Annotated in this window: 23 protein-coding genes; 8 read left to right on the top strand and 15 right to left on the bottom strand. The window is 43.8% G+C overall.

The genetic code is table 11. The annotated features are described in order from the left end of the window. Positions 1–52 precede the first annotated feature (52 nt). The gene (locus tag G475_RS0108385; RefSeq protein ID WP_026700893.1) at positions 53–823 is read right to left on the bottom strand and encodes an NRDE family protein; all 771 of its coding nucleotides are present in this window, start codon (positions 821–823) and stop codon (positions 53–55) included. A gap of 14 nt (positions 824–837) precedes the next feature. After that, complete coding sequence (locus tag G475_RS24580; protein WP_051302338.1) at positions 838–1,251, bottom strand: DUF2203 domain-containing protein; 414 nt, start codon at positions 1,249–1,251, stop codon at positions 838–840. Positions 1,252–1,441: 190 nt separating this feature from the next. On the opposite strand from G475_RS24580, the gene G475_RS0108395 reads away from it, so the two are divergent. The 3 genes from G475_RS0108395 (at position 1,442) to G475_RS0108405 (ending at position 4,696) form a co-directional block, all read left to right on the top strand. Then, entirely contained in the window at positions 1,442–2,491 is a 1,050-nt protein-coding gene (locus tag G475_RS0108395) for a toxic anion resistance protein (RefSeq protein WP_035710579.1), read from the top strand. A 177-nt stretch (positions 2,492–2,668) separates the two neighbouring features. Beyond that, positions 2,669–3,613, top strand: a complete 945-nt coding sequence (locus tag G475_RS0108400) for a hypothetical protein (protein ID WP_026700895.1) — start codon at positions 2,669–2,671, stop codon at positions 3,611–3,613. 87 nt (positions 3,614–3,700) lie between these two features. Then, positions 3,701–4,696, top strand: coding sequence for a DUF2777 family protein (locus G475_RS0108405; protein WP_026700896.1), 996 nt, complete (start codon positions 3,701–3,703; stop codon positions 4,694–4,696). A 416-nt stretch (positions 4,697–5,112) separates the two neighbouring features. Here the strand turns inward: G475_RS0108405 and G475_RS0108410 are convergent, their stop codons facing one another. From G475_RS0108410 to G475_RS0108425, 4 genes are all read right to left on the bottom strand, one after another. Then, positions 5,113–6,555, bottom strand: coding sequence for a PH domain-containing protein (locus G475_RS0108410; protein ID WP_026700897.1), 1,443 nt, complete (start codon positions 6,553–6,555; stop codon positions 5,113–5,115). After that, a complete protein-coding gene (locus tag G475_RS0108415) occupies positions 6,548–7,027 on the bottom strand; it encodes a PH domain-containing protein (protein WP_026700898.1) in 480 nt (159 codons plus the stop codon). The genes G475_RS0108410 and G475_RS0108415 overlap by 8 nt, the downstream gene beginning before the upstream one ends. Positions 7,028–7,048: 21 nt before the next feature. Continuing rightward, positions 7,049–7,258, bottom strand: coding sequence for a hypothetical protein (locus G475_RS0108420; RefSeq protein WP_026700899.1), 210 nt, complete (start codon positions 7,256–7,258; stop codon positions 7,049–7,051). Between the two features lie 189 nt (positions 7,259–7,447). Next, positions 7,448–8,587, bottom strand: coding sequence for a conserved virulence factor C family protein (locus tag G475_RS0108425; RefSeq protein WP_026700900.1), 1,140 nt, complete (start codon positions 8,585–8,587; stop codon positions 7,448–7,450). 212 nt (positions 8,588–8,799) lie between these two features. On the opposite strand from G475_RS0108425, the gene G475_RS0108430 reads away from it, so the two are divergent. Further along, positions 8,800–9,525, top strand: coding sequence for a metallophosphoesterase family protein (locus G475_RS0108430; protein ID WP_026700901.1), 726 nt, complete (start codon positions 8,800–8,802; stop codon positions 9,523–9,525). 28 nt (positions 9,526–9,553) lie between these two features. On the opposite strand, the gene G475_RS0108435 is transcribed toward G475_RS0108430, so the two are convergent. From G475_RS0108435 to ilvA, 6 genes are all read right to left on the bottom strand, one after another. Next, entirely contained in the window at positions 9,554–9,976 is a 423-nt protein-coding gene (locus G475_RS0108435) for a TlpA disulfide reductase family protein (protein ID WP_026700902.1), read from the bottom strand. 17 nt (positions 9,977–9,993) lie between these two features. After that, positions 9,994–10,317, bottom strand: a complete 324-nt coding sequence (locus tag G475_RS0108440; protein WP_026700903.1) for a thioredoxin family protein — start codon at positions 10,315–10,317, stop codon at positions 9,994–9,996. A gap of 125 nt (positions 10,318–10,442) precedes the next feature. Then, positions 10,443–10,625, bottom strand: coding sequence for a hypothetical protein (locus G475_RS0108445; protein ID WP_026700904.1), 183 nt, complete (start codon positions 10,623–10,625; stop codon positions 10,443–10,445). A 30-nt stretch (positions 10,626–10,655) separates the two neighbouring features. Continuing rightward, positions 10,656–11,180 carry a type 1 glutamine amidotransferase domain-containing protein gene (locus G475_RS0108450; protein WP_026700905.1) on the bottom strand — a complete coding sequence of 175 codons (525 nt, stop codon included), beginning with the start codon at positions 11,178–11,180 and terminating at the stop codon, positions 10,656–10,658. A gap of 51 nt (positions 11,181–11,231) precedes the next feature. Further along, on the bottom strand, positions 11,232–11,981 hold the full coding sequence (locus G475_RS24585; protein WP_051302340.1) for a DUF3891 family protein: 750 nt from the start codon (positions 11,979–11,981) through the stop codon (positions 11,232–11,234). 83 nt (positions 11,982–12,064) lie between these two features. Then, positions 12,065–13,312 carry a threonine ammonia-lyase IlvA gene (gene ilvA, locus G475_RS0108460; RefSeq protein ID WP_026700906.1) on the bottom strand — a complete coding sequence of 416 codons (1,248 nt, stop codon included), beginning with the start codon at positions 13,310–13,312 and terminating at the stop codon, positions 12,065–12,067. Positions 13,313–13,621: 309 nt separating this feature from the next. On the opposite strand from ilvA, the gene G475_RS0108470 reads away from it, so the two are divergent. The 4 genes from G475_RS0108470 to G475_RS0108485 all read left to right on the top strand — a co-directional run bounded on the left by G475_RS0108470 (position 13,622) and on the right by G475_RS0108485 (position 16,697). Then, entirely contained in the window at positions 13,622–13,801 is a 180-nt protein-coding gene (locus tag G475_RS0108470) for a hypothetical protein (protein WP_026700907.1), read from the top strand. A 134-nt stretch (positions 13,802–13,935) separates the two neighbouring features. Beyond that, positions 13,936–14,265 (top strand): phasin family protein, encoded by a 330-nt coding sequence (locus G475_RS24590; RefSeq protein ID WP_051302341.1) that lies wholly within the window; start codon positions 13,936–13,938, stop codon positions 14,263–14,265. A gap of 50 nt (positions 14,266–14,315) precedes the next feature. Then, positions 14,316–15,992, top strand: a complete 1,677-nt coding sequence (locus tag G475_RS0108480) for an ABC1 kinase family protein (RefSeq protein WP_026700908.1) — start codon at positions 14,316–14,318, stop codon at positions 15,990–15,992. Positions 15,993–16,073: 81 nt separating this feature from the next. After that, complete coding sequence (locus G475_RS0108485; RefSeq protein ID WP_026700909.1) at positions 16,074–16,697, top strand: trimeric intracellular cation channel family protein; 624 nt, start codon at positions 16,074–16,076, stop codon at positions 16,695–16,697. On the opposite strand, the gene G475_RS0108490 is transcribed toward G475_RS0108485, so the two are convergent. The 3 genes from G475_RS0108490 to G475_RS0108500 are packed head-to-tail and all read right to left on the bottom strand — an operon-like array spanning position 16,694 to position 18,467. Next, the gene (locus tag G475_RS0108490; protein WP_026700910.1) at positions 16,694–17,533 is read right to left on the bottom strand and encodes a sulfurtransferase; all 840 of its coding nucleotides are present in this window, start codon (positions 17,531–17,533) and stop codon (positions 16,694–16,696) included. The genes G475_RS0108485 and G475_RS0108490 overlap by 4 nt on opposite strands. Before the next feature lie 19 nt (positions 17,534–17,552). Further along, positions 17,553–17,930 (bottom strand): YppE family protein, encoded by a 378-nt coding sequence (locus G475_RS0108495; RefSeq protein ID WP_026700911.1) that lies wholly within the window; start codon positions 17,928–17,930, stop codon positions 17,553–17,555. 45 nt (positions 17,931–17,975) lie between these two features. Continuing rightward, positions 17,976–18,467, bottom strand: coding sequence for an excisionase family DNA-binding protein (locus tag G475_RS0108500; protein ID WP_026700912.1), 492 nt, complete (start codon positions 18,465–18,467; stop codon positions 17,976–17,978). Positions 18,468–18,553: the final 86 nt, after the last annotated feature.

Genomic DNA, 18,553 nt, shown 5'->3' on the forward strand with positions numbered 1-18,553 from the left:
CGATAGTATAATTATAATATATAGCGTAAAAATATACATCATCACATGCTCTTCACCCGTTCTCAAGGTTCCAGTTCAGCGTTGTGTGCTCTTTTAAACGGCCGTTTTCCAGATATGTTTTTTCTTCCATCGTCCCTTCGTTTTTATTGGATATAAACAGCACGGTTTGGGAACGTGTTCCATAACCGCTCATTTTTATAAAGGCAGGTGACAATTTTTTTTCAAGGCTGTATCCTACTCCTGTATCCGGAAGTGTATCATCGTCCGCTTCCTTTTCATCAGATAAAATATCAAAAAGAGTTTCCGGCGATAGCTTATCGGCCTTATGATTCAGTAAATGGCGAAGTCTGGACTTTGTTTTAACCACTTTCGGCCACGGTGTATCTAAATAAGCATTACTGATCCCATAAATGCCGTTCCCTAGTGTGGTTTGTACCTTTTTTTCCTGATTCGTTGCATACAAAAGGCTGCCGGTGTCTCCTCCTATAAAATTATATCCTCCAAATTCGAGCTGCCGGTTATTTAATCTTTCCAAAAAATTTTCTTTGTTTTCAGATTCTAAAAAGCCTTTCACAATTTCCCCGCGGGATTTTTCGGCTGTTGTTTCACCTGGATCCCTGACATTGGTTATAGCAGCAAATCGTCCGCTTTTTGTGGCTCCCATCCATGTTCCGCCTTTATTCATATCCTTTCCGGCAATAACCGGGGAGCCGGGCCAGCGGTGTAGCGGCAATGCAGGTCTATCGTAAAATTCATCGCGATTTGCTGCGACAATCAATGGATAATCCGGGTGGGCGTTGTATGCGATTACGATAAGGCACATCTTTTCTCCTCCTGTCAGTCATCATCCGTAACTGATAGACTTTTTCTGTTTTCCACGGATTCAAACCATTCATGATAATGGGAAATATATTCTTCCCCCTGCTGCCATGTTAAAAATATCGACTTGCCATGCAGCCTCGCCGGAAAATCGACCAGCCCCTCCTCAATACTTTTCACATAGATACTATACGTTTCAAGCTGCTGAATGAGGTGCTGGGCCTGCATTTCCAGAAAATCAATGGACGATTCCAGAATAAAAATATCTTCCTTGTATTTCACCTCTTCTTCCAATCTCCCCTTTTTCACGGCCTGGAGGTGATAATACGCTGTTTTATATTCTTTCTGCAGATATTGGAGATGAGCCATTTCTTCTCTCACATCGGGCAGTAGACCGTTCGCTTCATTTAAACCGAAATATTTCGTGAACACGCCGTCATCCCTCCCCTGAAAAAATAATTATATGCTGAATCTAATTGTAAATTACATCGTATCTAAATTATATAAGAATGAAAAGCAATATGCTACGAAGGATGTCAAAAAATGATATAATACCAGTATATGAAGAATATGAGCGCAGCCAGCTTTTATATAGAAACAGGTATTGGGAGGGAACGCACAAATGAATGATGAAAACAGAGAACAAGCTGCACACATTTCATATGAAAAAAAAGAAACCACACAGGAAGCTGAGAAGTTTCTGGAGCGGTTCAAAAACGAAACAGATTCTGATGAACTGCTTGCCGCTATCGGGGGACTCGGAGAAACGGAGCAAAAAAAAGCGGGCGATTCCCTCGAAGCGCTGAAAAGACCGGTACGCGAAATGATGAATCAAAAAGATAATGAACTTCCGGATAAACTGCATGAACTAAAAGGCATGGTCAGCGAACTGGAACCGGATTATCTTAAGGAAGGGAAATGGAAAAAAACCTGGAACAAAATTCTAAGAAAAAGCCCGATGGAACAGTATGCCCAAAAATATGAAACGGTGGAGGCGCAGGTAGAAAATATTATTGAAGCGCTCCTGGCCGGCCGTGATAAACTGCAGGAAGACAATGTCATGCTCGAGCAGCTGAAAGAAACAGCCAAAGAACGGATAACCGAGCTGGAAAAACAAATTGACACCGGAAGCCAGCTTAATGACATGCTGGAACAGGAAATGACAAAGGAAGAATGGAAGGATAACCCGGCCGCCCTGCAGAAAGGCCAGGAAAAAGTCATTTCACGTGTGAAGAATATGCATCAGGCTGTCATGGTTCTTCAGCAGTCCCTTGCTTCTGTAGATCTTATATTAGATAACAACGAAAAGCTGGAAGAAGCAATCTTTAACGCCATCACTATGACAAAAAACATTATCACTGTTACAGCCTCCATTCAACTTGCGCTCGGCAACCAGCGTAAAGTCATCAACGCCGTACAGAATGTTAATGAAGCCACCGAAAACATGATTTTAAGCAATGCTCAAATGCTTAAATCCAACACGGAAGATACACTAAAAACTTTGGAAGAGCCGGCGGTGGCCATTGAAACGTTCCGAAAAGCCTATGAAGATGTTTATGCTGCCATCCAAATGACGGAACAGTCTAATGAAAGAATAGTGCAATCCGGCAAAGAATTCATTCATGAGCTGGACGAATTAAATCAGCAGATGAAAACCAAATTATTGGAATAAAACAACGCCATTTCCATGAAGTTTAGTTAAGAGAAGCACAAGGCGTCCGCCTAGTGCACATCCTGTGACAGGCGTTAAAGCCGCGACATCGGCCTTCGAGCGGACGGCGCCTGGAGCTGGATCTTGAAAACGCCCGAAATTTATACTTTCTTATCTTCCGAGAAAAGGTGATGAACGTTGGCAAAAGATTGGCTTATGCATCCATGGCTGGAACGATTTTTGCCGGACCACCTGCGCCCAGTGGACGATCATATATTTTCCGATGCCCACGGCCTGGTCATTGTCCAGGAAACCGAAGCAGCTCTGGACCGCCTGATTGATTACGGAAAACAAGTGAAGTCCGCACAGACATTTAAGAAAAACGGGAAAACCTTTCACTTCCGTTTGAAAATTAACCAAAAACGAATGAAGGTATTAAGTTACGAAACCCATAAATCAGAAGCTGCCATAAAAAAAAGAATAGTTATTGAGTATATACGCAAAGCTTATCTCCCAAAAAGCAGGCAGAACCGATGTAAGGAAGCGACGGTTCAATATATAAAAAATGGACAGACCTTTGTCCGCAGCATTCAAAAATCCAGCTATTTTCAAGGAGTGTTTGATAAGCTGGAATTACTGGATGAAGCACTGCTGGGAGGTTTGATCGAGAAAAAAACAAACCATGACCTTTCCGTCTCTGCTCCTTCTCCCGAACCAACGGAAGACAAAGATCTGATTCACTCTTCAGAAGAACCATTTTATTACATCCGGGAACTTGAAGAAAAACGAGAAAGATCATGGGGGGCTCTTCCTTCTATGATAGACAATCGTCTGAAACTTTTATTGGAAGAAACACAGGAAGCCGGATCTGTTTATGATTCGCTCGATATTGAAGAACGCTATACAGTCAAGCGGATGCTGACCAGGGATATTCCATCCTTACTGGATACTTATCTATCCCTGTCCGAAGAAAACCGGCAGCAGCAGACAGAACAGCTTTACGAAGCACTGGTAAAAATGGAAGTCAATATACGTACACTGCGTGAAAAAGCAGAAGTGACAAAAGTTGACAAGATGGAACAGCTGTTAGAACTCAGTGAACGAAGATATCCTGTACGTAAAAGAAACAATGCTCCTGAATAATATGTACATTTGCTTGCCGAACCCCCTTCTTTTTTCGTATAATGAAAATATTAAAAACGACAAGCACATGTTAAAGTGAGGGTTTTCATGAATCGTCAAGAAGCTTCTAAGAATATAGGCAGCACCGTTCTTATTGATCAGGGAAAGGAAGGTATGTATTACGGAACACTGGAAGAAGTTTATACACCGCCCCAAAAAACGTGGTCGGGAGAAGTAAAGGTGTCGGGACTGTTCGAACTGCCGGCCATTGAACATGCTAAAGTACTCGATGAGATGAAAAACCGCTCTGTCGTGGTACCGGGTACGAAAATACATCTGCTGCCGGCACCATCACGGAGCCTGGATTATAATGCGTCTGTACACTCAGCAGCAGAGAGTGCTGCAGATGAGCTTCAGTCCTATATCGATGATTATTCGGGTTATGCGGAACAATGGAGAGAAATAGCAGCCCGGTTCGGCGGTGCATCCAAAAAAACAGAGAGTACAAATAAAGCGGGCAATAACGAAAAAAATCAGTACGTTTACTACCGGATAGAAAGAAAAGATAGGACTCCATTTCTGCATGAGCCTACTTACGGAGATGAGCTTGAACTGGAAGGCTGTCCCTTTGAGTTTGAAGTCCAGAAAGACAGCAGCTGGATAACGGTATCTCACGACCACGGATTCGTATTCAAGGATGCCAAAAAGCGGACCATCTCCCTGCAGACAGGTGATTTTGTCCGAATTCATCAGGAACAGTTTCAGCCGTTCACAATTCTTTTAAATGAACTGGAGCACCCTTCCCGGAAAAGCTTCCTGCAGGACATCGAGGATTTTGGATTCACCAAAACGGATTTGGCTGACTGCCACAACAGGCTGTTGTATGAACTGCTTCAGGCAGAAGGAAATTCTTCCTTCAAAGGAGTTAATTTTCTTACCTTCCAGAAACCAGGAAAAACACTGCTTGTTCAGCATCATTATGAGCGCAAGTTAAAATCACAGGCTCAAGACTATGTTTACGACCGGTTCGAATATACTGCCGATAACGGAGAACGGCGGATTTCCACCTATACCAGTGCTTATACCAAAGATCATGAATCTTAAAGATAACGAGTCTGGGACAAAACATTATCAAGGACAAAAACCCGAACGATTTTTCCATAAATCGTTCGGGTTTTTGTGTATTGTTCTATCGCTGCGTCAAAATAGGTCGCTTTCCGCGGGAGTCGACCTCATTTTGACTCCGCTGAATGGACGTTATAAACCCTAAGATGTCCGTTTTACCACTTTTTCTTTCGTTTGGCCCAACCTCCCTCTCTATTCAGCCGAGGCCGGCCACGGAGACTCCTATGGGACGAAGACGAACGGAAGATTCACTTGGTAATGCGATCTTCTTTACCAAGTGAGCTGAAGCCGTCCCTATGGAAAGCGCAGGGACCGGGTGCAGCGATCTCATCGTCATTATTTTGTTCGGGTTTTCGGCCAGCTCCTATCCTTCTCTCCCGGCCTCGTTGCTGTGATTAGGAATGAAAAGGGGAACGCAGCCAGCGCAGAATATTATTTTCGGCTCGGGATTCTAGGTCTTTTAGTTGGAAGTGACGGCCCCCGGACGTCGTTAACACTGTTGCGGAAATGCTGCATAAATTTCTTCTCCTCTGAAAATAAGACTGTTGTACCGCTGTGGACTGAAGACATGAATGCGGGATTACGTTGCAATACAAATTCACTCCCCTGTTCTGCAGAACAAGATGCTGCGTCGTAAAATAAATTCCACCGTCTTTGTACCGCTGCCATCCAAGCCAGGTAAAAAGAGCAGGAACCCCAATAAATACCCAGCCTATGGGAAGCAGCCACACGGCAGGAACAAGCAACAGCCACCAGAAAATAGACGTACGGAAAATATATCTTCGGGCAGCTCTTCCAGGCAGCGGTCGGACCTCTTCCGGGTAAATCATATTCGGAAGAAGTTGATTTGTTAACTTCTGAAGCTGGTGTTTATTCCCTAACGGCAGCAGTATCGTAGAAAGCTGTTCTTCTTGTAAGCCTCCCCCTGCACTGTCTACATAAATGCTCCACAGTCCAAAACCCTGTCTGACAGGGTTTGTGATATAGCGGACACTAGTGATTCTGTCCAGCTTCAGCGTCAGCTGACGCCTTTCCAGCAGCCCCCGTGTAATCGTGAGTTCATTATCTGCCTTTTTAATCTCAAAGTTACCATATTGAATAAAGGTAACGGCAATCGAAATAAGCCAGGTCACAGCAGCCAATCCAAGAAAAAGCGCCGTAAGAACAAAGGCTCCCATCGAAACAAGGGCGCCATAAGAATCTTCATATACCTCTGCAGGAATAAACTGATCCATTTGAGAGAAAAGGGCTGCGGCTGCAGAAAATACGATTCCAATTTTGCCGGAAGTCGCCCCTGCTGCAATAATGTGGTTCCAGGGTACAGTATATACAAGGTTCTCTTCATTACAGTGTGAATTCCATAATTTTGTTTCTCCAGATTGTGAGATGTCCGAAAAATTCATGTCCTCCTTGGAACCAAAATGTGCTTGAATCATTTTTGCAGCCTCTGGAGACACAGCCGTTAATTCTGCTTCAGCCTCCAACCCTCCTCCGGCTGTTTCAAGTTTTACTTTTACAGTGTGAAACAGACGGTGGATGACTGTCGTGTGAACAGCTACGGACTGAACCTGCCTGCTCTGAATATAGCGGTTCTTTTTTATGAAAATCCCCTTTTTAATTCTCAATTCTTGTTCTTCCAGTGAAAATTGGAAAAAGATCCAGTACAGCACACAATAGCCGAACAAGGTGAGGAGAAGGAGGGGGAACAGCCAGACGGTATACCCCGAGCCATACCCTCCTGCGAATAAGGAAAGAAACAAAGGCACAATGAACTCTTTTATCTTGGATAAGAACAAAATGAGGATGGAACTTGGCTGCATCCTTTTCCAGTTAGTCACCATGATCCTCCGTCCCTGCCAGCGCAGCAATCTGATTTCGTAACTCAATACCAGTTTCCTCTGTTAATGCTGGTATCTCATGAGTGCCGGCTGCTGTCGAAATCATAACTGCGGTTAGTCCAAAACGTTTATAAATCGGCCCCTGTTCCGTATCCACATGCTGAACGCGCGCCATCGGAATCAAAGTATGTTTGATAATGAAAATTCCCCGGTAAACCTCAATTTCTTTATCATGAAGTTGATAACGCCAGATTTTCCATCTAATCCACGGAAGGTATACAATATTCCACACTCCCAGCAACACATACAAGGCGCTGCCAAGGAAAAAATAAACCCAGGACACTTGGTATAGATACGATAAAACAAACAAGCCTGCTGGGACCAGTAAAAGTATGCCTGTGAACAAGGCTCCTTTTATCCGCCACACTGAAACCGCCTGTCTTGAGATAAACTGATTTGGTTTTGCTTTCATCCTGCTTTTCTGCCTTTCTTCTTATTCTTCCGCCGGAATGTAAGTGATTTTCACCCCTTCTTCCTGCAGCGCTTGAATTAATGCGTCATTCAGCTTCTCGTCCCGCAGTAATCCAAGAGATTCTACCAGTTCCAGTTCCGAAAGTCCGCCTTCCTCTGCTTCTTCCAATAATTCCAGCGCTTCCTCCATCTGTTTATCCTCTAGTACCTGTTTTAATTCTGATTTGGTCATGGGCATCCGCCCCCTTTCAGCCAGGATCGCTTCATTCTCAGGTGATCTTCCCACGGTAAATCCGATGTCTTTTTCTTCCAGCAGTATGATGCCGCTTATTATGCGTCCGGGGAGAATGTACTGTCACTCTTTTTCCCTTTTCCAGGATCTTTTAGAGCAGCAGATTCGGCAGTTTTAAAAACCAGGTTTTCAGGTTTTGTTTTTATCCTGCTGCATCCTTTCTGTCATCTGTTTCCATACCGATCCTTTTGCTTTTTCTCCGCCTTCAATCCGTTCTAACGCCAATTTTGCCTGGAGTGCGACCTCAAAAGCTGGATCTTCTGCTGTCTCACGGAGAGCTTCTACTGCCGTTTCATCCCCTGCCTCATAGAGGAACATGGCTGCCCTCCACCTTACTAATTTATTTTTATCTTTTAGTGCTTCGATCATCGCCGGTATACCCGCAGGATCCCCAAGGTCGGAAAAACAGTCGGCAGCGGTGCGCCGGACCGTAACTGATTTATCCTGCATTGCCTGCCTTAAGAGCGGGAGAATAACAGGTTTTTCAATCATACCGATATAGACGACCGCAAGCCTGCGCACAGAGGACTTTTCATCGTGCAGGGCTTTTTCCAATACGGGAAGGTCTTTTTCTTTCGGATTCATTTTGTCAAGAGCGGCATAGCGTTTTTTCCAATCCGGGTCATCCAGCATTTCCTCTGTTACTTCTATGAACCGTTCTTCAAACTGCTGGGCGTTTTCTTCTCCGGAAAGAGAAAGCTGAATAAGCGTATCTAAACGTTCCGGAGGATAAGCCGCAGATAGTTCTTCTGCTGCTTCTTCCGCTATCTCTTCCAGATCATCCCCATAACGGCGGCTGTGATCTTCCCACTGCCGCTGCATCACGATATTGTCCTCTTTGGTCTGTGCTTTAAATGCGGCTTCCTGAAAACGCTCCGGCAGACCTTGGCGTTTTTCTTCGTCCGCTGAGCTTACTTTAATCTGCATCGGAATATGCTTAAACATCTGAACCTGAACCTGCACCTCTCCAAATGCATCATCCATCCGGGAGATGTCCCCTTCTGTTTCTGTATCTTCTCCAAATAAGGCTCGCACCTGGGCAAGCAGCCCTTCCCATTCGGACTTAGGATGGCGCTCCAATGCCATAAAATCAGAAACATGATAAATTCCCGTGATACCGTCAATTTGTAGAATGGATTTTATAAATTCCGGAGCTTCCTCCACATTTTCCGCTGTATAATTATTACTTTTTCCTGAAGGCAGGGATTCATCCATTATTAATTTCATTGTATTGGGACTTGGGGTGGGTTCAATAGAAACAATATTCATCTATTATCCTCTCCTTTTATCTCGTACGTATGCTGAAATACTGCTTTACCGCTTCATCCGTAGTTATGAATGATTGTAACACAAGTCAAGATCCTTCATCCAATTGGCACTAAAGGAAGAAAGAAATGGGTTATGGCCAATTTCATTCTATTGTATAATGGAATCGAAGACAAAGAAAAACAGTTCTGTTTCACAGAAGGAGGTTTATACCTATGGATATAGCTCTGCTATCAGACATACACGGCAATGCCAGAGCATTAAAAGCAGTATTAAACGAGCTGAAAAACACCAGTATTGATCAAATATATATACTGGGAGACCTCTGCTACCGGGGGCCGGAACCGAAAAATGCGTTAGAAACAGTCCGCTCGACCCCTGCGAAAGTATTAAAAGGAAATGCGGATGAGTGGGTCGTCCGCGGAATCAAGCAGGGAGAGGTACCGGATTCCGCTCTTGCCCTCATGAATCAGGAACAGGAATGGACCGTCGAGCGATTGTCTACCGATGATATTCATTACCTGGAGCAGCTTCCAGCTTCCTTTCTGGATACATTTGAAGAATCAGTGACTATGCACGCCATTCACGCCACACCGGAAAGTTTGTTTGAAGTCGTTTCTTCCGATGCAACAGAGGAAGAACTGCAGCAGAAACTGGGGATTGAAAAAACGGCTGATATTGTTGTCTACGGCCACATCCATACACCTTATATAAAATCGGCCGGCGGAAAAACATTTATAAATACTGGAAGTGTCGGTCTCCCGTTTGACGGGGATCCCCGCCCGTCTTATGTTCTTCTTCACATCGAAAACGGGGCTTTTCATGCCGGGATTCATCGTGTGGACTATGATTTAGATAGAGTCATGGACCAATATGACGCAAATGATTACCCGAACAGCCAGCAGATGAAACAAGTTATAAAAACCGGAAAAAAACCTTAAAAAACGTGACCCGTGTTACACAGCCGGGTCACGTTTCAAGAACTTCTTTCATACCATTTATGATTTCTATAAACGCCGCTTTATCATTAAAACGGTTTACGATGTTGAGCTCTTCATCCAGTATAAACGTAGTGGGGACCCCCATACATTGATACCGGTCATATGTTTTTGTTTTTTCATCCAAAAGAACCGGAAACGTATACTGGTTCTTCTCCATAAAATAAAAGGGGTCTTCCGTCCGCCCTTCCCGGCCTGTTACATTTATCGTTAAAAACGTGAGCTGGTCTGAATCAAGATGTTCATAAAACGTCTGTTTCTGCGCCAGGTCCTTCTGAGAATCCGGACACCAGGACGCCCAAAAAGTCAACATCAGTGGTTTTCCTCTGAAATCCTGGAGTCTGACTTTTTCTTCTCCACTCATCTCATAAAGTTCAAAATCAGGGGCATCCATACTGCTCCTCCTTTCTTCTATTCCATCGAAAACGTAAATAAACCATGAAGCCTCTTCAGCAAAGACGGTACAGATTCAAAGGCATAGATGGTAAGAATGTTTGCGCCCTGCTGGTAAACTTTCAGGCATGGTACGCTTTTTATTCTCTCTTCTCTGGCAATGGCAGGCATTTGATTTATGTCAGCCTGAAAAAAAGAAGAGTCTCCATATATTTTTTCCAAATGCTCCATCATCCGCCCTGCCCATTTACACGTTCCGCAAAGCGGGGTATAGAAAAAAACGGCTTCTGGTTCTTCTCGATGTTTTAGGCCTTCAACGTCCTCTGCTGTAATCTCCTTCATCTGCCATCCTCCATTCCAGGCCAAAATCTATGCACATCAGCACCTCCGATTGATCCCATTAATAAAAAGAACCTGTCTTCCCCAATATATCACAAAAAACCTGGTTCCTTAAGAACCAGGCTCTCTTACAGCTTTCGAACTTCATCGTTCCAGACTGTAATATCTTCCACCACGTCCGGCAGATCTTTATGAAATGGATATTGTTTTAAATACTGTTTTTTCTCCACTTCAGGAAGACGGTTCCATATCGCTTTTAATTCTGTAGCTGTTTGTGTGAATTCCTGCAGTTTTCTCTGCACTTCCGCCATACCGGTTCCTCCTTCCCGGCAGGAGCTGTCTCAGCTGTCTGCAAAAGCCTGAACCAGTTCCCTGCAGTAGGCAGGAATATCAGGGGGACGGCGGCTCGAAATCACATGGCCGTCCACGATCACTTCTTCATCATGCCAGACGGCTCCCGCATTTTTTAAATCGTCTTTTATTCCAGGGGTGCTGGTCACTTGTTTACCCTGAAGAATGTCAGCTGAAACCAGAACCCAGCCGGCATGACAAATCTGGCCGATAATCTTTTTATTCTCCTCCATATGCTTTACCATATGGATGACGTCGTCATACCGCCGCAGTTTATCCGGGGCCCAGCCCCCAGGAACGAGAATGCCGTCAAATTCTTCTGCATTTATCTCTTCAAAAGCGGCTTCCGCTTCAACTGGGACACCATGTTTACCGTAATAGGTTTTCCCCTGCTCCTTCCCGGTAAGAACAACAGTAGCTCCTTCTTCCCGCAGCCTCATGACCGGAACCCACAGTTCCAGATCCTCAAAATCTTCTTCTACCAAAGCGATTACTTTTTTCCCCCGTAATGTCATCGTACACTATACCCCTTTCTTTTACATTTTTTGAATGGAATTTTTATTCTATCAAGGAACAAACCGAATAGGTCGGACAGAAGGTTCCCCGTTCTGCAAAATCTTGTGCGCCGTTGTTTTCGTTATATCTTTCTTTTCCACTTTCACCCCATGAACAGCACATTTAAGTTCGGTCTGAAGAGGAAACGGGTGCAATTGAATGGATTCCTTTGTTTTAAATCGGGCCTGTATGGTTTCATTATTGAGGAACGCAAAGGAATGGCGGAACCCATTTTGAAACCATTCTATTTCCTCGTCTTTTGAAACACCGGGTGTATTCATACATGCATACAAAGACACATCATCACAAAATTGGAGAAGTTTCAAATGATCCTCTTCCTGGGCCGGATACCCCAGTTCTTCTCTTAATTTTTGCTGCCGTTCCTTTTCCAGTCGGAAGAAATTCTGTCCCTCTTCCGTGGTGCTGGAAGCAAAAAAGGCCGCGTAATGTCTGCTGACAAGCAGTCCGCTGTAAATATGGAGGCTTGCTGCCGCTTCAATTCCATGTTGATAGGCAGTGATCTTTTCCGGTTCAGGATAATGTGTAAAGGAATACGGGATTTGTCTTTCATTTAACCACGGACTCGCATCCAGCGGAATCCACGCTCTATCATGCTCTCTCACGGCTGTCCACAATGCATTCCAAAGCGGATTTGCTCTTACCCCCGGCTCCTTCCAATTCTTTAAAATTTCTGCCGATATTCTGGCGTGCTCATGCTGGGGAATCAGCTCAACCACGGCATCCGCCTCGTTTACAATCATGGCATCCCCTCCTTTGCTCTTCTTACCCTCCTCTGTTTTTATATTAAACACGAAGAGAAAAAAACCTTCCTTTTGGAGGAAGGTTAAATAAGAAAATGAAATAAACTTTCTTCTTTATTTATTTCATTATAATGAAATTTCTTTTTCTCCAGCCTTTCAATCAATGTATGATAATCTGCCGGGTCCGTCAATTCGATGCCAACGAGAGCAGGGCCGTTTGCTTTATTATTTTTCTTTGTGTATTCAAAACGGGTAATATCATCTTCTGGTCCGAGCACCTCATGCAGAAACTCCCGTAACGCCCCCGCCCGCTGAGGAAAATCAATCAAAAAATAATGCTGAAGGCCTTCATAACGCAAGGATTTTTCACGCATTTCCTCCATCCGGCCAATATCATTGTTTCCTCCACTGACCACACAAACTACCGTTTTTCCTTTAATTTCATCCCTGTAGAAATCCAGAGCAGAAATCGGCATTGCTCCCGCAGGCTCCGCCACAATCGCATTTTCATTATATAATTCCAGAATAGTGGTGCAGATTTTGCCTTCCGGGACCAGAGATATATCATCAAGGATTTGCTGACAGACATCAAATGTAATATCTCCCACTCTTTTAACAGCTGCGCCATCTACAAACTTATCCATCTTTTTCAGTTCTGTTACTTCATTTTTACCAAGCGATTCCTTCATCCCGGGAGCTCCTCCCGGCTCTGTGCCGACCAATTTTGTTTCCGGTGAAATAGATTTAACATACGTGCCGATACCTGAAATTAATCCGCCCCCGCCTATCGAGCAGAACAGATAATCAATTTGTTCCTCGATATCGTTCATTATTTCCATTCCAACGGTTCCCTGTCCCGCAATTATTTTCTCGTTATTAAAGGGATGGATGAAGGCCATATTATTTTCTTCACAATACGCCATCGCCTCACGATAGGAATCATCAAAGGTGTCTCCGGTTATGACTACTTCAATATACTCTTTTCCAAATAATTTAACCTGTCCAATCTTCTGTCTTGGCGTGGTTGTCGGCATAAAAATCTTGCCCTTTACTTTTAAGGAATGGCAGGAATACGCGACTCCCTGCGCATGATTGCCGGCACTTGCACAAACGACACCATTTTTCAGGGTCTCCTTTGATAAACTGTGCATTAAATGATAGGCTCCCCTTATCTTAAAAGAGCGCACCACCTGCAGGTCTTCCCGTTTTAAGTAAACATTAGCCCCAAAGCGCTCCGATAACACCTGGTTCTTTTGAAGCGGGGTATGCGTTACAACATCTTTTAAAGTTTGATTAGCAATGATAATGTCTTCAATGTGAATCCTCGTCATAATCATTTTCCTTTCTATTCCTTCCATGAACATGTATCCGGTTTTTCCGAGTGCCGTATCCCAAAAGCCGGTACTATTATAACATGTTTTCCTGCCGTGAAAACTGATTTGTTCCCTTCTTCATCTGCTGAATTTCTTCCTCCGTAGATCATTCATCCTCATTGATAATTTACCGTCACAGGGATATAATATATGTGGCCTGCCTATTGTTTTTTAGAAGTTCTCCAGTGTATGATTAGAATATCCCCGCCTCAGGGAGTATGCCATTGCCGTACTACATAACAGAAAAAGACCAAAGGAGGGAAATTTATGAAAAGACTGGCAGTGCTTCTTGCCGCTCTCGCTGTATTCATTCTGCCGTCAAGTGCCTATGCTTCATCTGTGAACGCATGGAACGATGCAGAACCAGCTTTTGTCACTGGACTGACTGTTATATCCATAATCGCTATTCTGTTGTTTATATACCTTATGATCAGGGATAATGGCTGAAGATGCAAATTATACTTTTAAAAATCCGGCTTGCCTGAATAGACTTTTCTATTTACAGGGAAGCCTTTTTTCAAAACCGTATCTTCCATTGGAGGAAGCACTTATCCTGAAATAAAGTGGAAAGGGGTATCATGATGAACGATAGGTTAAAAAAAGGATTTTTTCTTGGACTCGGAGCAGCCGCTTACGGAAAAGAAAAAGTACAAACGTATGTAGATGACCTCGTCTCCAAAGGAAAAATAACTCCAAGAGAAGCAGAACAATGGAAAGAAGAACTTATTCAGCGCGGTCAGGCTGCTGAATCTGAATGGAGCGGCCAGGCCAAAGAAAAAGTTCAAGATTCTTTCAGGGATTTAGGGTTGGCTACCGAAAATGATATCGAACAACTGCAGGAAAAACTGGAGATCATTGAAAAAAAACTGGAGCGTTTAGAACAACCGGGAACAGATAGCGAAACAGAGTAATCTGTCCTTTTTAACTATTATAGGTTATTATTCCTGAAAGGAATTTTAAGATGGAATTAACACGCGGTCTAAAACATGCCAATCGTTACAGGAAAATAGCAGCTGTTCTGGCCCGTCATGGATTTGGTTATATACTGCAGGAAGTCGGACTATTTCATATATTGTCTCTTCCTAAACGGCTGGCTTCTGATCCAAATGACTTTAATATGCACTCCATCGGGGAAAGAATCCGGCTTGTTTTAGAGGACCTAGGGCCGACATTTATCAAATTGGGACAATTAATTAGTACACGGGAAGATATTTTCCCTCCTTCCATCATAGAAGAAATGGAAAAGCTGCAGGACGAAGTTCCTCCTTTTCCGTTTGAGCAGGCGCGCCAGATCATTGAAAACGATCTCGGCCGCCCCCTCGATGACATCTATTATACTTTTTCGGAAGAACCTATTGCCGCGGCCTCCATCGGCCAGGTGCATCAGGCCGTTCTTCATGATGGTCACCGTGTGGCTGTAAAAGTTTCCAGGCCGCATATTAAAGAAACGATCGAAAAAGACATAGATATTTTAAGAGATCTGGCCAGATTGTTTAGTCAGCGTTTCCATTGGGCGCGGTATTACCGGCTCCAGGATGTCATTGAAGAATATGTCGATGCGATTCGTGATGAAGTGGATTACTACGTGGAAGCACGCAATACGGAAAAAATGCGAACCAACATGGCCTCTTTTCCTGCCCTAGAGATCCCGGCTGTTTTTGAAAAATATTCCAGCCGAAGAGTGCTTACAATTACCTTTCTGGAAGGTACCAAATTGGCTGAACTAGGCAGTTCGAATAAAGATTTTCATAAAAAAGAGCTGGCACGCTCTCTTACCGATGCATTTCTTCATCAAGTGCTGATAGACGGCTTTTTTCACAGTGATCCCCATCCCGGCAATATCATATTTACGGATTCAGATAGAGCAGGCTTTATCGATTTCGGCCAGGTCGGACGTCTCAATAAAGCCATGCGCAGACAGTTTATCAATTATGTTATTGCCATGACCCGGAAAAAACCAGACCAGGTGGCGGATGCTATTTATGGAATGGCTGATATTCCGGAAACAATCGATCATGATCAATTTGCCGAAGATGTATATTACTTACTGGCCAAATATTATGAAATCCCGTTTCATGAAATTCGTTTCGGCGAAGCGATCAATGATATATTTGCTACTTCCCATCGTTATGAAATACAAATTTATAAGGAATATACGATGCTTGCCAAGGCTTTTATTACATTTGAAGGAATTATTGAACACCTCGATCCCGACCTCAGCATTGTAGAAATTGCCGAACCATACGGAAGAAGACTGGCAAAAGAACAAATGGATCCCCGTAAGATTGCAAAGGATTGGCTGAAGGAAGGAATGCGTCAGCGTAACTATTTGCTTGATATTCCAAAAGAGTTCAGGGATGCTTTGTCAAAATTAAATAACAGCCATGTCGGCGTGGAAATGAAAATCCCAAAAATAAATATTTTTCTCAATAAACTGGACCGGATAAGTAATAGAGTTTCGTTTAGTATTATTCTTCTTGCCTTCAGTATTATTATGGTTGGCCTTATTATCGGCTCGACCTTCGGGGATTCTTCTTCCCCGCTTGTGAGACTGCCGGTTATTGAGATTAGTTTTATCATTTCCTTTTTTATGTTTTTATGGCTTCTTTACGCTATATTTAAATCAGGACGATTTTAACCCATTCCCGCCCTGCTAAGGGGGCGGGTTTTTTAGGAGAAGGTGAACCATAATCATCACTAGAAAAGGAGACAATTTGCTGTGACCTGGGATATTTTAAATATGGTTGGGACGATCGCTTTCGCCCTAAGCGGGGTGTTTGTTGCCATGGAAGAAGATTACGATTTAATGGGGATCTATATATTAGGCTTTGTAACGGCGTTTGGCGGCGGGGCAATCCGTAATTTATTGATCGGGGTGCCGGTCACCGCATTATGGGAGCAGGGTTCTCTTTTTTTCATCGCGTTTATTATTATGACGTTTGCGTTTTTACTGCCTTCTTTTTTGTTTGAAACGTGGATGAAATGGGGCCTTCTTTTTGATGCGGCAGGCCTCGGTTCGTTTGCCGTGCAGGGGGCGATTTTCGCCGCAGAAATGGACCTTCCTTTAAGTGCCGCCATTGCGGCTGCAGCTCTGACGGGGACTGGGGGAGGAATGATAAGAGATGTATTAGCGGGAAGAAAACCAATCTTTCTTCGCAACGAAATTTATATTGCATGGACGATGCTGGCAGGTATAAGTGTTGGAACGGGATGGATTCAATCCATGCCCGGCTATCTTCTCGTTCTCGGGATGATTGTAGTCTGCCGCATGCTCTCCGTTCATTACGGCTGGCGTCTCCCAAAAAGCAGATGGCACCAAATAAAAAAAGAAGACAGAAGTTAATCCCCCTGCCCTCTGCTTATCGGAAGATCATCATAGGAGATCCAGTCACTCCAACTCCCCGCATAAAGTCTCGCCTGATCAAAACCAGCCTCTTTTAAAGCGAGAATGTTCACACAGGCCGTGACACCAGAACCGCAGTAGGAAATGATTTTCTCCTGTTTTGAAAGTTCCCGGAAATGCTCCTCAAGCGCTTTGGTAGTTTTCCATCTGCCCTTCTTGTCAAGCACTTCTTTCCAGTAATAATGTTCAGCTCCTGGAATACGGCCGGCAGTATGGTCGACCTTGTCCTGTTCTCCGTCGTAACGTTTGGCATCTCTTCCATCCATTAGAGAGGTGTCTTTATCATGAAGCGCAAGTTTCACCTCTTCCAACGGGGCCAGCATATTGGGCTGAAGCTGTGGTATAAATCGTTTAAAGCTGAATTCCGGTTTCCTTGATTCCACCGGTCTGCCTTCCTTCTCCCATTCCGAAAAAGAACGATCGAGGACAAACGTTTTATCATGCCCCATATACCGGAGCATCCACCAAAATCTCGCCGCCATAGCGCCGCTCTGATCATCATAGGCAATGATCTCTGTATTCTGATCTATCCCTGCTTTGGACAATTTCTCCGCAAATTCTTCCATATTGGGAAGCGGGTGCCTCCCACCATGAGTATTTACAGTTCCGGAGAGGTCCTTTTCCAAATCAAAATAAACGGCACCGGGTATATGGCTTTCCTGGTACCCGGTTCTTCCGGCATCTGGGTTATCTAATTGAAACCGACAGTCCACGATACGGACATTGTCCTCTTTCTTTCTTTTATCCAGCCAGGCCGGTGCTGCAATATATTTCATCTTTTTTCCTTCCCCTCTATTATTTCTGCAGGTTCAGCTCATTTTCCATGCCCGATAGGATATAATCAATGGATTGAATCATTTCCCGGAATCGTTTCTGCTTAGTATCCGATTGAAAGGAGGTTACAGATGAAATTAATAGATTATCATGCGTATCTTCAATCTGTTTTAGATAAAAATAAGGAGGTTTCTCCTCTATAACCCATTTTTCTGCCAATGGCTTCCATTCATCCGCCCAGGCTTTCACCTGATCAGCAAAGGGTTTTACTTCCTCATAGAAATCCGGAGAATATTCAGGTTCCCGGGCTATGGTGGTATAATTCTGCAATGCCTGATTATTCAATTGTTTTAAAGCATTTGTTTTGTCATAAAGTTCTTTTTTCTGCTCTTGAAGCATAAAAGATCCCCCTCTTAACTTCCATCATATCAGGGGTGATGGCGTTCAATCAAATAGAAACAGGCTGGCAAGCAGGTTCCTTGCTTTTTTTGTCTGTTTGTTTGGAGCTTTGGGGGGAGTCTGTTGATATTGATACTGTTCCTCCATCCTCTGCACTTTCTGCTCCATCTTATCCAGCTGTTTGCTTAAGGCCTCCACTTTTTTCCGGTGTTCCACCAATTGAAATGTAACGATATCATCCGCTTTATTCACAATCATTCTTTCCAGCATATGCAGTTTATTTTCCGTTTCAGCCAGCCTGTCCATTACCGCGGCGGAAGATACCGTTTCCCCAGACTCCCGTTCACGCGCGTACAATTTTTGATTTTCCCGTTTTATTTCAAAAAAGTCTGCTACCGTTTCTTCTTTAAAGCAATAATGCCCGTACCCGTTCTCCGTATACGGAATATGATGTTTTTTCACCCATTTTAACACCGTGGCAGGAGAAACATTCAGCTGATTAGCGATGTCCTTTGTTTTTAACCATTGTTCTGTCATCTCAGATCCTCCTCCTTATTCGTTGTACCTGTTGAATTCTCAGCAGGGAAGGAGGATCCCTGCCCCGTTGACAGAACTAGTGTGTA

The organism is Salibacterium aidingense DSM 18341, assembly GCF_000429685.1.
Taxonomy (GTDB): Bacteria; Bacillota; Bacilli; order Bacillales; family Marinococcaceae; genus Salibacterium; species Salibacterium aidingense.

Excerpts from the sequence above, each read along its gene's own strand:
- G475_RS0108385 (WP_026700893.1), bottom strand. The coding sequence starts at position 823 with ATGTGCCTTATCGTAATCGCATACAACGCCCACCCGGATTATCCATTG.
- G475_RS0108395 (WP_035710579.1), top strand. The coding sequence starts at position 1,442 with ATGAATGATGAAAACAGAGAACAAGCTGCACACATTTCATATGAAAAA.
- G475_RS0108405 (WP_026700896.1), top strand. The coding sequence starts at position 3,701 with ATGAATCGTCAAGAAGCTTCTAAGAATATAGGCAGCACCGTTCTTATT.
- G475_RS0108415 (WP_026700898.1), bottom strand. The coding sequence starts at position 7,027 with ATGAAAGCAAAACCAAATCAGTTTATCTCAAGACAGGCGGTTTCAGTG.
- G475_RS0108420 (WP_026700899.1), bottom strand. The coding sequence starts at position 7,258 with ATGACCAAATCAGAATTAAAACAGGTACTAGAGGATAAACAGATGGAG.
- G475_RS0108425 (WP_026700900.1), bottom strand. The coding sequence starts at position 8,587 with ATGAATATTGTTTCTATTGAACCCACCCCAAGTCCCAATACAATGAAA.
- G475_RS0108430 (WP_026700901.1), top strand. The coding sequence starts at position 8,800 with ATGGATATAGCTCTGCTATCAGACATACACGGCAATGCCAGAGCATTA.
- G475_RS0108435 (WP_026700902.1), bottom strand. The coding sequence starts at position 9,976 with ATGGATGCCCCTGATTTTGAACTTTATGAGATGAGTGGAGAAGAAAAA.
- G475_RS0108440 (WP_026700903.1), bottom strand. The coding sequence starts at position 10,317 with ATGAAGGAGATTACAGCAGAGGACGTTGAAGGCCTAAAACATCGAGAA.
- G475_RS0108445 (WP_026700904.1), bottom strand. The coding sequence starts at position 10,625 with ATGGCGGAAGTGCAGAGAAAACTGCAGGAATTCACACAAACAGCTACA.
- G475_RS0108450 (WP_026700905.1), bottom strand. The coding sequence starts at position 11,180 with ATGACATTACGGGGGAAAAAAGTAATCGCTTTGGTAGAAGAAGATTTT.
- G475_RS24585 (WP_051302340.1), bottom strand. The coding sequence starts at position 11,981 with ATGATTGTAAACGAGGCGGATGCCGTGGTTGAGCTGATTCCCCAGCAT.
- ilvA (WP_026700906.1), bottom strand. The coding sequence starts at position 13,312 with ATGACGAGGATTCACATTGAAGACATTATCATTGCTAATCAAACTTTA.
- G475_RS0108470 (WP_026700907.1), top strand. The coding sequence starts at position 13,622 with ATGAAAAGACTGGCAGTGCTTCTTGCCGCTCTCGCTGTATTCATTCTG.
- G475_RS24590 (WP_051302341.1), top strand. The coding sequence starts at position 13,936 with ATGAACGATAGGTTAAAAAAAGGATTTTTTCTTGGACTCGGAGCAGCC.
- G475_RS0108480 (WP_026700908.1), top strand. The coding sequence starts at position 14,316 with ATGGAATTAACACGCGGTCTAAAACATGCCAATCGTTACAGGAAAATA.
- G475_RS0108490 (WP_026700910.1), bottom strand. The coding sequence starts at position 17,533 with ATGAAATATATTGCAGCACCGGCCTGGCTGGATAAAAGAAAGAAAGAG.
- G475_RS0108495 (WP_026700911.1), bottom strand. The coding sequence starts at position 17,930 with ATGCTTCAAGAGCAGAAAAAAGAACTTTATGACAAAACAAATGCTTTA.
- G475_RS0108500 (WP_026700912.1), bottom strand. The coding sequence starts at position 18,467 with ATGACAGAACAATGGTTAAAAACAAAGGACATCGCTAATCAGCTGAAT.